Source organism: Martinezella rhizogenes (genome assembly GCF_027460065.1).
GTDB classification, from domain to species: domain Bacteria; phylum Pseudomonadota; class Alphaproteobacteria; order Rhizobiales; family Rhizobiaceae; genus Agrobacterium; species Agrobacterium rhizogenes_C.
In genome coordinates this window covers 59,872-73,717 of record NZ_JAPYZZ010000016.1, presented here as the reverse complement: position 1 = coordinate 73,717, position 13,846 = coordinate 59,872, and the positions used below count along the sequence as shown (strand labels likewise).

At 60.9% G+C, this 13,846-nt stretch carries 14 protein-coding genes; 6 read left to right on the top strand and 8 right to left on the bottom strand.

Translation table 11 applies throughout. The annotated features are described in order from the left end of the window. Positions 1-5: 5 nt before the first annotated feature. The 3 genes from O8B93_RS21305 to O8B93_RS21295 form a co-directional block, all read right to left on the bottom strand. Positions 6-797 carry a metallophosphoesterase family protein gene (locus O8B93_RS21305; protein WP_269711875.1) on the bottom strand — a complete coding sequence of 264 codons (792 nt, stop codon included), beginning with the start codon at positions 795-797 and terminating at the stop codon, positions 6-8. A gap of 142 nt (positions 798-939) precedes the next feature. Further along, complete coding sequence (locus O8B93_RS21300; protein ID WP_269711874.1) at positions 940-1,542, bottom strand: transglutaminase-like cysteine peptidase; 603 nt, start codon at positions 1,540-1,542, stop codon at positions 940-942. A 147-nt stretch (positions 1,543-1,689) separates the two neighbouring features. Next, positions 1,690-1,989, bottom strand: a complete 300-nt coding sequence (locus tag O8B93_RS21295) for a hypothetical protein (RefSeq protein WP_269711873.1) — start codon at positions 1,987-1,989, stop codon at positions 1,690-1,692. A 326-nt stretch (positions 1,990-2,315) separates the two neighbouring features. Between O8B93_RS21295 and O8B93_RS21290 the strand changes: the two genes are divergently transcribed. Then, entirely contained in the window at positions 2,316-2,873 is a 558-nt protein-coding gene (locus O8B93_RS21290; RefSeq protein ID WP_080813864.1) for an HNH endonuclease, read from the top strand. 30 nt (positions 2,874-2,903) lie between these two features. Here O8B93_RS21290 and O8B93_RS21285 read toward each other — a convergent pair whose 3' ends face one another. From O8B93_RS21285 to O8B93_RS21265, 5 genes are all read right to left on the bottom strand, one after another. After that, positions 2,904-3,419, bottom strand: coding sequence for a disulfide bond formation protein B (locus O8B93_RS21285; RefSeq protein WP_269711872.1), 516 nt, complete (start codon positions 3,417-3,419; stop codon positions 2,904-2,906). 324 nt (positions 3,420-3,743) lie between these two features. Further along, positions 3,744-5,285, bottom strand: coding sequence for a sugar ABC transporter ATP-binding protein (locus tag O8B93_RS21280; protein WP_269711871.1), 1,542 nt, complete (start codon positions 5,283-5,285; stop codon positions 3,744-3,746). Between the two features lies 1 nt (position 5,286). Then, complete coding sequence (locus tag O8B93_RS21275) at positions 5,287-6,264, bottom strand: ABC transporter permease (protein ID WP_269711870.1); 978 nt, start codon at positions 6,262-6,264, stop codon at positions 5,287-5,289. A 10-nt stretch (positions 6,265-6,274) separates the two neighbouring features. Next, complete coding sequence (locus tag O8B93_RS21270; RefSeq protein WP_269711869.1) at positions 6,275-7,315, bottom strand: ABC transporter permease; 1,041 nt, start codon at positions 7,313-7,315, stop codon at positions 6,275-6,277. A 139-nt stretch (positions 7,316-7,454) separates the two neighbouring features. After that, the gene (locus O8B93_RS21265) at positions 7,455-8,495 is read right to left on the bottom strand and encodes a sugar ABC transporter substrate-binding protein (RefSeq protein WP_309568514.1); all 1,041 of its coding nucleotides are present in this window, start codon (positions 8,493-8,495) and stop codon (positions 7,455-7,457) included. A gap of 153 nt (positions 8,496-8,648) precedes the next feature. On the opposite strand from O8B93_RS21265, the gene O8B93_RS21260 reads away from it, so the two are divergent. Genes O8B93_RS21260 through O8B93_RS21240 form a run of 5 tightly spaced genes read left to right on the top strand, consistent with a single transcriptional unit; the run spans position 8,649 to position 13,834 of the window. Next, complete coding sequence (locus O8B93_RS21260) at positions 8,649-9,398, top strand: GntR family transcriptional regulator (RefSeq protein WP_269711867.1); 750 nt, start codon at positions 8,649-8,651, stop codon at positions 9,396-9,398. A gap of 22 nt (positions 9,399-9,420) precedes the next feature. Continuing rightward, positions 9,421-10,161 carry an SDR family NAD(P)-dependent oxidoreductase gene (locus O8B93_RS21255; protein ID WP_269711866.1) on the top strand — a complete coding sequence of 247 codons (741 nt, stop codon included), beginning with the start codon at positions 9,421-9,423 and terminating at the stop codon, positions 10,159-10,161. Between the two features lie 17 nt (positions 10,162-10,178). Next, the gene (locus O8B93_RS21250) at positions 10,179-11,651 is read left to right on the top strand and encodes a mannitol dehydrogenase family protein (RefSeq protein ID WP_269711864.1); all 1,473 of its coding nucleotides are present in this window, start codon (positions 10,179-10,181) and stop codon (positions 11,649-11,651) included. Between the two features lie 3 nt (positions 11,652-11,654). Beyond that, positions 11,655-12,848 carry a mannonate dehydratase gene (gene uxuA / locus O8B93_RS21245; RefSeq protein WP_269711863.1) on the top strand — a complete coding sequence of 398 codons (1,194 nt, stop codon included), beginning with the start codon at positions 11,655-11,657 and terminating at the stop codon, positions 12,846-12,848. After that, positions 12,845-13,834, top strand: coding sequence for an aldo/keto reductase (locus O8B93_RS21240; protein WP_269711862.1), 990 nt, complete (start codon positions 12,845-12,847; stop codon positions 13,832-13,834). Before uxuA ends, O8B93_RS21240 begins: the two co-directional genes overlap by 4 nt. The last annotated feature ends 12 nt before the right edge of the window (positions 13,835-13,846 follow it).

Below are 13,846 nucleotides of genomic sequence, written 5' to 3'. Positions count from 1 at the left end.
GAGGCTTAGACGATCAGGTGCAGGCCTGCATCCGAGAGCCTGAGAATGGTGAGCCTGCCCGTGGTATAAGCGCCGGTGTCGATGCCGATGCGTTGCGGGCCGGTCTCCGGTTGCTCCACCGGCGTGTGCCCGTGGACGACGAGGAGGTCCAGTCCGGCTCCCTGTGAAAGGAAAGGCTCACGGATCCAGAGCATGTCCTCATCGGTCTGCGCCTCCAGCGGCAATCCCGGTCTGAAGCCCGCATGCACGAAGATATAGGAGCCAATCCGGGCATAGACGGGCAGGCTGGACAAAAGCTGGCGATGGGGCTGTGGGATCGCGCCGAGCAGCGCATCCCTGAATGGCTGCTGCCTGAGACGGCCCTTGTGCACGAAATAGTCGATATCGACCCCGTAAGACAGAAGCGTCTGGCGACCGCCGAAGTCGAGCCAGTGCATATTCTCCTGCGGATTTTCGAGAAAGTCGTGGAAGAGCTGCTCATGGTTGCCACAAAGCGCGATACGGCGAAGCGGTGCGGGCGGCGCTTGCAGCAGATGTTCGAGAACGCCGCGGGAATCGCGCCCGCGATCGACATAGTCACCCAGCAGGACGACCAGCGCGGGGGAGGGTTCTGGCTCCAGATCGGCGAGGATTTTCCGCTCCGCCTGCAAGAGCAGGTCGAGGCTGCCGTGCACGTCGCCAATGGCGTAGATGGGGAAGGTGGCCGGCTTGTCGCCAAGGTCTATTCTGCGCCGCCTCCGGTCGTCGCGGGGGGCTGATTGCTTACGACCGCGAATCCAGTTGAATACCTTGGGCATAGCTGCCGATACTGTCTCTCCCGCACAAGGTCAAGAGTGTTGAAAACGGCCGCCGCATCATGCGCCAAAGCCGTGTTGACGCGGCAATCGCTTATCCCTTGGAGCCTCCTCGAATGAAGCCCGCAAGCACGGATCCGGCAGTCTAGAGTTTTAGCCAGATGCGCGGGTTCTCATGCGACTGGATCTTGATCCACTTCAGATCGACCGCTTTCCAAGGTTTGACGACATTGGTGCGGTTATCTAGAACCAGATCGCCCTGGCTGGTGCTGACGACTAGAACGGCATGGCCGATACCATCCGTCGTGCGCGCCGTTGCGATGCGCAGCGCACCCGAGGGCCAGCCGGCGCGCAGCAGGCGCTGCCGCTTGGTCACTGCGAAATCATCGCAGTCGCCGCTTGCCGGGTTCAGCTTCCAGTCGTCTTCGCCGTCCTGCTCGCTGGCGTAAATGATTGATGTGTTGATCTCGGCGTTGACGCGCTGGAGTTCCATGCGTTTCTGTTTTGTCAGTTCCACCATGTCGCCATCGCCGATCCGGACACATTGGTCGGCGGCGCTGTCGCAGAATTTAGCAAAGGCAATCGGCGCGATGGTCGGGCGGCTTGTTGGCATGAACTGGCCGGGACGCGCGGCACCCGGCTTCTGGGCGAGGCCGAGAGGCACGGCCGATGCCGTTGTCGCAATGCTTGCCGCCACGCCGGCAGCGACGGCAAAAATCTTTGCCAGACGGATTTTTTTCTTCGCCATGTCCTTGTCCCTGCACAATTGCCTTCTCTTGTGCCTGGCACCATAGCGGCCCATTCTTGCAGGCCGTTTAAGTCGATGGATTGCATTTTAACGAAATCCGATTTTCTCAACGCTGGCTGAAATCGGTCGGAAAGGAGGGGCCGGCGCTCACTTGCAGCGCGTTCGGCCCTCGCTATCGACGACACAGGTCTGTTGCGGAACGGCCCGCCTCAGTTCGCGCCGTGTCTCGGATGAGGCGCCGCCCGCCGGCGGCCGGTCGTAATTTCGCTCAACCTCGAAATTGCGCCCGCCGATGGTTCCCTGTGCGCCGCCGCGCCCATCCGGCGTCACTTCGAAATTCTGGTATTGCTGGGCATGGGCACCCGCTGCCAGGCCGATCATGACGGCGAGCGCGCCCGCTGCCATGCTGCCCCGTAATATCGCCGCTTGCTGCATGCGTAACATCATGAGCGTTTCCTCCAAAGAAGGAATGATGGATGCCGCCACCGCCGCACATTTGCCATGGCAGGCGCGCATTGATTTTCCGTTGAAGGTCATTATACCACCGATATTGCGTCCGCCGTGAGAAGGATTTGTGTCTGGCCGAATCGCCGTCCTGCCGCATCGGCCAAAGATGCCTCATGGCGATGGCATTGCCGGTCTTCAGGAATGCGAAAACGGCCTTTCCGGGGCTTAAAAATTAAGCTCTTTGCCGCTGCATTTATAGGCTTCACAATCCTGTAACAACGGACCTAATATACAGGTGCAGATGCCGAATCGATCAGGAGAAGCCCTTGACGATTGCAGTTTCACCACAGGCCCTGCCGGCGCTCGTTCTGAACGCAGACTACAGGCCACTGAGTTATTACCCCTTGTCGTTATGGTCCTGGCAGGACGCGATCAAGGCTGTCTTTCTAGACCGTGTGAACATCATTGCAGAATATGATCACGCGGTGTCGTCCCCCAGCTTTTCCATGCGGCTGCCGAGTGTCGTCAGCCTCAAGACCTACGTGCAGCCCACCCGCAACCCCGCCTTCACACGCTTCAACGTTTTCCTTCGGGACAAGTTCGAATGCCAATATTGCGGCACGCGGGACGAATTGACCTTCGACCACGTCATTCCCCGCGCGCATGGCGGTGAAACGACGTGGCACAATGTCGTGGCGGCGTGCTCTCCCTGCAACCTTAGAAAAGGCAGCAAGCTTCCCAAGCAGGCGGGCATGTTCCCGGCGCAGAAGCCCTTCCAGCCGACGGTTCAGGACCTGCACAATAACGGACGGTTGTTCCCGCCCAACTATCTGCACGAAAGCTGGATGGACTATCTTTACTGGGATACCGAACTGCAGCCCTGATCCTTCAGGACTGCAACGCGGTTTTTCCGCTTACCGGCTTTTACGGCTCGCGCCAAAAAAGGCGACTGCCGCAAGTGCAACGCTTGCGATAACGTTCCAGCCTGCAAAGGAAAGGCCGAGCACCCGCAATGCGGCGTCGTTGCAGGAGGGTGCCTTGATGGCGTTTAGATTGCCCAGGAGATCGCCGGCATTGGTGGTGATGGAAGGAGCGCCGGTCGCGCAGGTGATCGGGCCTGCCCAGAAACCCCATTCCACGCCGGCATGATAGACGCCAAGCCCGGCGCCGATCAGCATCGCCACGCCAATTAGCGCGAGAAGCAGCCGTGTGATCTGGGTCGGCAGTTTGAAGATGCTGGTCACAATGGCCAATATGCCCAGCGGAATGGCGTAATAATAGGGATCGCGCTGCAACAGGCAGAGCGCGCAGGGCGTGTAACCGCCAATATGCTGGAAACCGAGGGCGGAGCCGACGGTGAAGATCATTCCCGCCGTGACGCCGAGAGCGGCGAGCGTGCGGCTGTTGTCGGCGGTGGTCGCATTGGCCATGTTGTTTTCCTCAAACTTCGCAAAGAAGCAGATATCCCGGACGGGCTTTCAAAAAGGCGGGGCGTGATGGCGAAATTAAGTCGCCGTTTTCCACGATGGTACGGGATTCGTCTAATCCAGTCCGCTGCGTCTGGCAAATGAAAGCCCGGCAATGTTGGCGGGATGTGCAAGCAAAGTTTCGTGAGTGCGTCGACGGCAAAATGGCACTGCAGGCCAGACATGCGCCTTTACGGCACCGCAGTCGCCGCTGGAAGGCAGTCTCACCTTGCAATGATGAGACATGCCATCAGCATTCGGGTAGGCGCAAGCTCGGAGTGGTGAGACCTATGCCGGGTGGAGGCGGGCTCCGCTCTCTTCAGAGTGATGGATGAAAGTCATGATATCGTGGCTCATATCGGCATAGACGCCATTGTTTTCCACGATGCCTTTCACCCTGTATTGGTCCATCACGACGATGCGATCGGCCAGTGCCACCATTTCCGGCATGTCGCTGGTAATGACGAGAATGGCGGTGCCGTTATCCGCCAACTCGCGCAGCAGGTCATGCAGATAGGCCTTTGTCTTGATGTCGATGCCGACGGAGGGTTCGTCGACGATCAGCAGTTTGACATCGGCAGCCAGCCATTTGGCGACACTGATTTTCTGCTGATTGCCGCCGGATAGATTGCCGACGGTCTGGCTGAGGCTTGGCGTCTTCACCTCCAGCTTTTTCAGGAAAGGCGTTACCGCCGCCCGGATGCGTCCATCCGAAAGCACGCCGAACGTATTCGAGAGCTTGCGCCAGATGGGAACGCTCGCATTGGCAAGAACCGAGTGCTGAAGAATGAGGCCATCGCCCTTGCGGTCTTCGCTGACATAACCGACGCCGTATTCGTGGATGGCTTCGGCTACGGAGCGGATGCGCGCCGGCCGGCCCGAAATACGCACGTTACCGGAGGTGACTGCGAACTTACCCATGATCGATTTTGCAAGTTCGGTGCGACCGGCGCCGACCAGCCCGTAAAGGCCGACTATCTCGCCCTTACGCACGGACAGGCTGACATCGCGGTGACCGATCGCGGTCGATACGTCCTCAAGTTCCAGCACCATCGGATTGTGTTCGACCGCGCGTTTGCGCCAGCCGCCGCCGCTTTCGGCGCGGCCGATCATCAGGCGCACGAGATCCTGACGTCCGAGACCTTCCATGGAGCGGCTTTCGCAGGCGTTTTCGCCATCCCGCAGAACCGTCACCCGGTCGCAGATGTCGAGAACTTCCTCCAGCTTGTGGCTGACGAAGACGAGGCTCGCGCCATCATCGCGCAGGCGGCGCAGAATGCGGAAGAGGTTGTCCGTTTCGCTCGGCGTCAGCGATGTCGTCGGCTCATCAAGCAGGAGCACACGGCTCTGCAGGGAAAGCGCCTTGGCGATTTCGACAAGCTGCATCTGCGCGACGGAAAGCTCCGATACCGGCGTTGCCGGATCGATTTCCAGATTGAGTGCCTCAAGCCAGCGGCGCGCGTCGCGATTCAGTGCGGCGTAGTCGATGGGTTTGAGATAATGGGCGCCGAGCTTTTCCATGTGGATATTCTCGGCAATCGAGAAACGCGGAATGAGATTGCGCTCCTGGTGCACGACACCGATGCCGCGCGCAATCGCTTCGCGTGGATTGCCGAAGCGCACTTCCTGCCCGTCGACGAGAATCTGGCCGCTGCTTTGATGATGGACACCGGTGATGACCTTGATCAGGGTCGATTTGCCGGCGCCATTTTCCCCGAGCAGGGCGTGGATCGAGCCGGGTTGCAGCGAAAGATTGACGCCCTTGAGCGCACGAACGCCGGGGAACAGTTTTTCGACGTTTCGCGCCTGAAAAACGGGTTGTTTGTCCATGTCAGGCCTTCCCTGTCTTTTTGCCGAGATGCGTTTCGCGCAGGCGGTTGATGCCGACGGCGGCGAGGATCATCGCGCCCAGCACCACCTGCACGAGGAACGGATCGATGGAAAACAACACCAGCGCTTGGGTGATGATGGCGACGATGACGACGCCGAGCAGGGTTGCCCCGACGCTGACATGCCCGCCCGCCAGTACCGCGCCGCCGATGACGGGGGCGGCAAAGGACAGGATGAGCCAGTCGTCGCCAATGGAAGGCTGGCCGATCTGCAGGCGGGAGACGAGCAGGATACCCGCGACAGATGCCAGAAAGCCGGAAATGCCGTGCGCGACGATCACCGTGGTGCGCACCGAAATGCCGGAAAGCTCCGCCGCGTGGCTGTTGCCGCCGATGGCAAGGATGAAGCGGCCTATCGGCTGGCGGCGCAGCATGAACCACAGGGCGAATGCGATGATGATCGTCGGGACAGCAAGCCATGGAATGGGCCCGGCAATGAGGGCCGAACCGAAGTCTTTCACCGATTCGGGTATGCCGTAGAAAGGCTCCGCTCGCGTGATGCCGAGGTTGATGCCCTTGTAGATCGACAGTGTCGCGAGCGTGATGACGAAAGCGGAAATGCCGGTGATGGCAATCAGCAGGCCGTTGAGCATGCCGCAGACAATGCCGATCAGCACTGCTGCGACGGCAGCCACCGGCGCCGGAAGCCCCCAGACCTGCATCAGCCCCGCAAAGGAGATTGCCGCAAGGCCGCCGATCGCGCCGACGGAAAGGTTCATCTGGCCGATGGCGATAATGATCATCTGCGAAAAGGCGATGAGTGCATTGACCGAAATGGCCAGAAGCAGGATCTGGATGTTGAAGGAAGACAGGAAGTTGGGGCTGAAGCCACGGATCAGCACGATTGCCAGCACCGTAACCAGCAGGGGCCCGAACCAGTCGGTTCTGGCAAGGCGAAGAAGGGTGTTGTCGGTTGTCATCGTCCAGTCCTCAAGCGAGATTGCGCCGGGCGAGATAGCTTCGCCGCGCCTTGTCCATCAAAACCGCCAGTAACAGCAGCAGGCCGAGAAATGTCTGGACCCAGAATTCGCCGAGCTGGAGCAGCAGCAGGCCGCTGGTCAGCATGGTGACCAGCAGCGCGCCAAGGCAGGTGCCGAGCACCGAAACCTTGCCACCCTGCAAGAGCGTGCCACCGAGGACGGGCCCCAGAAACGCGGGCAACAGCCAGTCCTGCCCAAGTTGGCCGGCCATGGATGGAATGGCGGCACCCGTGCGCGTCACCAGCATCAAAGCGGCGAGCGCGGCAAGCAGGCCCGACAGCATGTGACAGGCAATGAAGATGCGGTCGACGCGGATACCGGATAGTTCGGCCGCCTCCGGGCGTGCGCCTGCCGCCAGCATTTCACGGCCGAGCACGGTGCGCCGGTAGAGAAAGGAAAGCGCTAGGGCTGTTGCGAGCGTGACGAGAAGCAGCGGCGAGAAATAGGTCGCGAGCTTCATTTTTCCGAAGGCGGCGAAGATCGGGGGCAGGCCACGATAGGCCTCGGCCCGCGTCAGAAAGATCATCACCCCGAAAAAGATGCTCATGGTCGCGAGTGTGATGATGAAGCTGTGCAATCCCGTGCGGATGACGGTCCAGCCATTGATGAAACCGAGTGCTGCGCCTGTGGCGAGGCCGCCGACGAGGGCGAGCGGCCAAGGAACGCCCAGAACCTCGATCAGATAACCGCAGGCCATGGCCGCCGAAACGCCAATTGCTCCAACGGCGAGATTGAGACCGCCGGTCACGATCACCGCCATCATCGACAGGCCGATCATGATGTTAATCGCTGCACTGCGGCCGAGCGTGAACAGATTGAAAGGCGAAAGGAAGCCGCTGGCCGCCACGCCGAAAATAACGGCGAAGACGACAATCAGCAGAATGAGGCCGAATTCATTGGTAAGAAAAAAGCGGCCGTGCGAAAGGCCGGAACCCATTCGTTCGTCTGCCTCCTGCGCGCCTTTTGTGAGCAAACTATCGTTCACGGTCATGAAATTGTCCCGGTATTGGTTCGGCCCGAGGCACCTTCGCGGGTGGCCTCGACGTTATACTCCCGCCGGAAGACGTTTTTCCGACGGAACTGGTTGCCGGGCGTGGTCGTCAGCCGCCCGGCAACCGCAAAAGGCTTGCTTATTTGCAGCTCAGATACGTCGTATCGAAGTTTGCGAGCAGCTTTTTGGTCTCGGCGCGCATGGCGTCAACGTAGTTATCGACCTTTGTGGCATCGACATAGGCGGTGCCGGAATCGATGAACTTGGTCGTCAGCGCGTTGGACTTGAACGGCGCATCTGCCTTCACCTTGCAGCCGGACTGCAATTTGCTCAAAGCGAAGGAGCCGACATAACCCTGACCATAGGGGTTCTGCAGCATCGTGCCGTCAACGAAACCGTCCTTGATCGCCTTCAGCACCACTTCGTCGTGGTCGATGCCGACCATGTGGATGCGCTTGTCGCCGATCTTGCGCAGCGCGTTGGAGGCGACAACTGCCGGAACCCAGGCCGTGGTGACGATGCCATCCACTTCCGAGGCATGAGCGGCGAGGTAGGCGTTGATCTTTTCTTCGGCCGGTTCCGGCGCGTCGATATCAGCGATGACCTGGACGACCTCGGCGCCGGCTTCGTCAGCCGCCTTCTTCACGGCATCGATGCGGAGCTGGGTGTTGGGATCGACAAGGAAGCCGGTGAAATGGGCGATGCGTTTTTTGCCTGTTCCCATCGCCTTGATGAGCTCCTTGGTGCCGAGATAGGCCGAATTGCCGGTGTCGGTGCCGAGGCAGAAGGCGGCGGGTGAAGGGTCTTTGAAGCAGCCGGCGCCGGCAATCACGTTGGCGCCATTGCCGGTCAGTTCCTCGGCCGTGGAGACCGCGCCGACGGGATCGCCGGGGAAAATCAGGAAGCCGTTATAACCCTGGCTCAGAAGGCTTTCGAGAAGCTGGTTCTGCTGCGCCAGTTCCCATTTCTGCGGTACTTTATAATCCGCGCCTGCCAGACCGAAATCCTTGGCGGCGTCCTTTCCGGCCTGTTCCCAGGCGGCGAAATAGGGATGCGGACCGCCCGGAACGAGGGCGACCTTGCTTGGATCGGCGGCCTGCGCAACACCGCAGGCTCCAGCGCCGATGATTGCGGCAGCGACGAGGCTGCGCATGAAATGCGTCATGTTTTTCTCCTCCATGAAACGGACTGCCCTCTGCAAAAAGCGACTGGAAACCTCCGTTAATCGCTCTTTCTCCCAACAGCCGGCTTGCGTAAGCACTGTGGACCCTAGTATACTTGTATCCAAGTAGCAATCGGATTTTCACGACGGCCTTTCAAAAGGGAAACGTTCATGACGAAAAACACCAGTGCCGGCTTTGCCGGACGTGGCGGCCATCAGGAGGCCTCAGGCCCGGGAATCGAAAGCGTGGAGCTTGTGGTCAATCGCTATGGCTCCGTGGCCGATCAGGTTCACGCGGCCCTGCGCCAGGCCATTGTCGAAGTGCGGCTGGCGCCGGGAGCGCCGATCAGCGAGAACTCCATCTGCCGTCAGTTTTCCGTGTCACGCACGCCGGTGCGCGCCGCCATCCAGCGCCTGTCGGAAGAGGGGCTTGTGGATGTCTATCCGCAGCTTGGCAGCTTCGTCGCGCCGATCAGGCTCGGCGAAATTCAGGACAGCCATTTTATCCGTCGTTCGCTCGAAGTCGCCCTGCTGCGAGAGGTCGCGCCGCGATGGACGAAAGAGATGAGCCGGACGATGCGGGATGTCATCGCCGAGCAGGAAAGGGTGATCGCCGCCAATGACGCCAACGGCTTTTTCCATGCCGACGAGGCGTTTCACCGGTTGCTCGGCACGTTTTCCGGCCGCGAAGGCGTCTGGCAGGCAATCCTTGCTGCCAAGGTGACGCTTTCGCGGTTCCACCGTTACTGGGCGAAACCGGAGCGCCTGCCCGCCGTGATCGAAGAGCACCTGGCGGTCGTCGACGCCCTCGACCGGGGCGATGCCGACGGCGCGGAACAGGCGCTGGTGACACATCTGGATATGGTTTTCGTGATCTACGAACAGCTGCCCGAAGAAGAGCGCAAGCATTTGTCCATTTGATAATGGACGTGGAGGAGACAGAATGGAATTGAAACACAAGACCGCGCTCGTGACGGGCGCGTGCGGCGGCATCGGCCGTGCCGTGGTTGCGGCGCTGGTGGCGCAGGGGGCGAGGGTGCTTGCCTTCGATCGCGATATTGAGGCTGTAAAGGCGCTCGCGGAGGGTTTTGGCGATGCCTGCGATCCCATCGCCGTTGATCTCGGTGATGCGGCGGCGCTGCAGGCCGTCATGAAGGATATAGCCGGTCGTTTCGAGGTCATCGACATTCTCGTCAACAATGCCGGTGTGCTGTCTCCGCACAAACTGGCCGCGACCACGCTTGACGAGTGGCACAAGCTTATGGCCGTCAATCTCGATGCCGCCCTGCTGCTGACGCAGGCTGTCGTTCCCGCCATGAAGGAAAACCGCTGGGGGCGACTGATCAACATCTCCTCTTATGCCTGGAAATCCGGTGGTCTGACGGCGGGCACGGCCTATTCGGTTTCGAAATCGGCGATGGTCGGCCTCACCTATTCTTCGGCGCGTGAACTCGCCCCCTTCGGCGTTACCGCCAATGCGGTGGCACCGGCCTATGTGGTTTCGCCGATGATCATGGAGCAATTGTCGGAGGAAGACCGTCAGCGCCAGCTTGCCGCCATTCCCGTTGGGCGCTTCTGCCAGCCGGAAGAAGTGGCGCATGCCGTGCGTTTCCTCGCCTCGCCGCTGTCCGGTTTCATGACCGGCACAGTCGTCGACATGAATGGCGGCCTGCAATTCGGCTGAGATACGGAGATACAAACGTGACCAATCGACTTTCTTCCCTTGCGCTCTCGCATCTGCCGCAAGACGTGGCTGTGCCGGCCTATGACCGCGAAGCGGTCACACCGGGCATCGTGCATCTCGGCGTCGGTGCTTTTCACCGCGCCCATCAGGCCGTGTTCATCGATGATTGCCTGGCGCGCGGCGAAACCGGCTGGGGCATTATCGCGGCCTCGCTGCGCAGCCCCGATACGCGTGATGCCATCGCGCCGCAGGACAATCTCTACACTTTCTGCCTGCGCGACGGCGAAAACGAGACGCTGCGGATCGTCGGTTCCATCCTCGAAACCATCGTTGCCCCGGAAGAGCCGGAGCGGCTGTTGCAGGCGATGGCCGATCCGCGGGTCAGGGTCGTCACACTGACGGTGACGGAAAAGGGTTACCTTGCGGATTTGTCGGCGGGCACGCTTCTCCGCGATCATCCCGATATCGTCCATGATCTGGAACATCCACAAAGGCCCCGTTCGGCGCTCGGTTTTCTGCTGGAGGCGACAAGGCGCAGGCGTGCCGCCGGGGCCGTGCCGCTGACGTTGCTCTCCTGCGACAATCTCCCGTCCAATGGCCGCATCCTGCACCGGCTTCTGGTGGAGATGGCTGGTCTCACCGATAAGGATCTCGCTGCCTTCATCACGGAAAACCTTTCCTGCCCCTGCGTCATGGTTGACCGCATCGTGCCCGCCACCACGGCCACCGACCGCGAGCGCGTGACGGCGCGTCTCGGCTGCGAGGATGCCTGGCCGGTGATTGCGGAACCCTATTTCCGTTGGGTGATCGAGGATCGCTTTCCGCACGGTCGCCCCGGTATCGAGCTTTCGGGCGCCGAGCTCGTCGATGATGTCGAGCCTTATGAGCATATGAAGCTCAGAATGCTGAATGGCGCTCACACTGCCATGGCGGCCATCGGTCAGTGTAGCGGGCTTGAGACGATCGCCGATATCTATGCCGATCCGCGTGTGCGCGGGTACATCGATCGTTACTGGCGGGAGGTGGGTTCGACATTGAGCCCCTCTGTCAGTGGACCAGACTATGTTGCCGGTCTGCGCCAGCGTTTTGCCAATCCCGCACTTCGCCACCGCGCCGCCCAGATAGCTTCGGACGCTTCCCAGAAAGTGCCGCAACGCATTCTCGCGCCACTGGCGGAACTGCGTGCCGCAGGCGCGACGAATGCGGCGGCTCTTTTTGCCGTCGCGATGTGGATACGCTCCTGCGCAGCACTGAACGAGCGCGGCGAGCCCATCCTCATGGCCGATCCGGCTTTTGCCGAATGGAGTGCACCAACCAGCACCGGTGAGGACCCGGATGCGGTCGTGGACCGGTTTTTAACATTCCGTCGCGTCTTTGGCCCTGAATGGCAGGCTGACGAAGCATTCGTCACGGCGCTGAAGGCCGCCCACCGCGACATCGTCCAATACGGCGCGCTCGGCGCCATCGAACGGCATTTTTCGGAGGAGTAGACTATGAAGGAAACCTGGCGCTGGTTCGGAGAGCAGGACCCGATCACCCTTGAGCATGTGCGGCAGACGGGTGCGAGCGGCGTTGTGACGGCGCTGCACCAGATTCCCGACGGCACCGCGTGGCCGGCGGAAGAGATCGCCAAACGCAAGGCAATGATCGAGGCGGCTGGCCTGGAATGGAGTGTCTGCGAATCCATTCCCATGGAACAGTCCGTCAAGCGCGGCGACGCCGATGCGCCAAAAGCGATTGCGCGCTGGAAGGATACGCTCGTCCGTCTCGGCCGCGCTGGCGTTCCCGTCGTCTGCTACAATTTCATGCCTGTCGTGGACTGGACGCGCACCAATCTGCGCTGGCAGGCGCGCAACACCGGATTGGCGCTGCGCTTCGAAATGGCGGATTTCGTCGCCTATGACGTCTTCATCCTGAAGCGTGCCCGTGCGGCGGAAAATTATGAGCCCGCGCTGGTGGCGCGGGCTGAAGCGCGTTTCGCGAAGATGAGCGAAGAGGAGCAGTCGCTTCTGGAGCGCAACATCATCGCCGGTCTGCCGGGCGGCGCGCTGGTGCAGACGCGCCAGTCCATCGCCGCGCTGATTGCTTCGTTCGATGGCATCGACAGCGCGACCATGCAGAGCAATTTGCTGGCATTTCTGCGGGAGGTCGTGCCGGTGGCGGAAGAGGTGGGCGTGCATCTCGGCATCCACCCGGATGATCCGCCATTCTCCCTGTTTGGCCTGCCGCGCGTGGTTTCGACGCCTTCAGATATTCGCGCCATCCTCTCGGCCATCGAAAGCCCGAACAACGGCATCACCCTCTGCACCGGCTCCTACGGTGCCCGCAGCGATAATGATCTCGTGGCAATGGCGCAGGAATTCGCATCCCGCATCAATTTCGCCCATCTGCGCAATGTCACCGTCGAGGCGGATGGTTCTTTCTTCGAGGACGATCATCTGGATGGCGGAACCGACATGATCGGCGTCATCGAGGCGCTGTTGCGCGAGGAGCGGACCGCCGCCCGGGCCGGTCGAAGGACCGATATTCCGATGCGGCCGGACCACGGCCATCTCTTGGGTGACGACATCACCAAAAAGACCAACCCCGGCTATTCCTATATCGGCCGCATGAAGGGTCTCGGCGAACTCCGTGGTGTCATCCGAACCGTCGAGCGCCAGCTCCGGCGCGAGGAGGCTGCCGCATGAGGACCCGCAAACTCGGACGCACGGCACTGTCGCTGAGCGAGCTTTCCTTCGGTGCCGCCGGCATCGGTAATCTCTACCGCAGTGTCAGCCGCGAAGATGCTATGGCGACGCTGCAAACCGCATGGGATGCCGGTATCCGCTATTTCGATACCGCGCCCTATTACGGGCAGGGCCTTTCCGAACGCCGCATCGGGGATTTTCTCCAGATGAAACCACGCGGTGCATTCGTGCTGTCCACCAAGGTCGGGCGAATCCTGAAACCGGCTGAAGAGGGTGTCATACCGGACTACGGTTTTGTCGATGCGCTGCCATTCGTGGTGGAATACGATTACAGCTATGATGGCATCATGCGCTCGCATGAGCAGAGCCTTGCCCGGCTTGGCCTCGGTTCGGTGGATATTCTCTATGTCCACGATCTGGAGGCGAACACTCTGGGAGAGGAAGCCTATCGCCATCATTTCGGGATATTCACCGAAAGCGGCATCGAGGCGCTGCATGAATTGAAGGCGAAGGGCAAGATCGGCGCGTTCGGCCTCGGCGTGAACGAGGTTCCTGCCTGCCTGAACCTGATGGAGATCGACGAAATCGACTGCATCCTGCTGGCGGGCCGTTATACGCTGCTCGATCGTTCGGCTGCAGCACGGCTGCTGGGGCGTTGTGCGGAAACCGGCACCTCGCTCATCATCGGCGGTGTCTTCAACTCGGGCATTCTTGCGACCGGGGCAAGACCGGGCGCCACCTTCAATTACGCTGAGGCAGCACCTCAAGTCGTGGAGCGGGTGCGCGCCATGGAGGCCCACGCCGCCGACCACGGCGTCGCGTTCGCGGCGGCCGCCTTGCATTTTCCGCTGCAAAACGCCGATGTCGCCAGCGTGCTGATCGGCACCGCGAAACCGGACAGTCTCCGGCGCAATCTATCCATTTTCGAAACGACCGTGCCGGACGCCGCCTGGGCGGGTTTCGACACGCTCGCGCTTGAAGATTGACCGACACCAGAG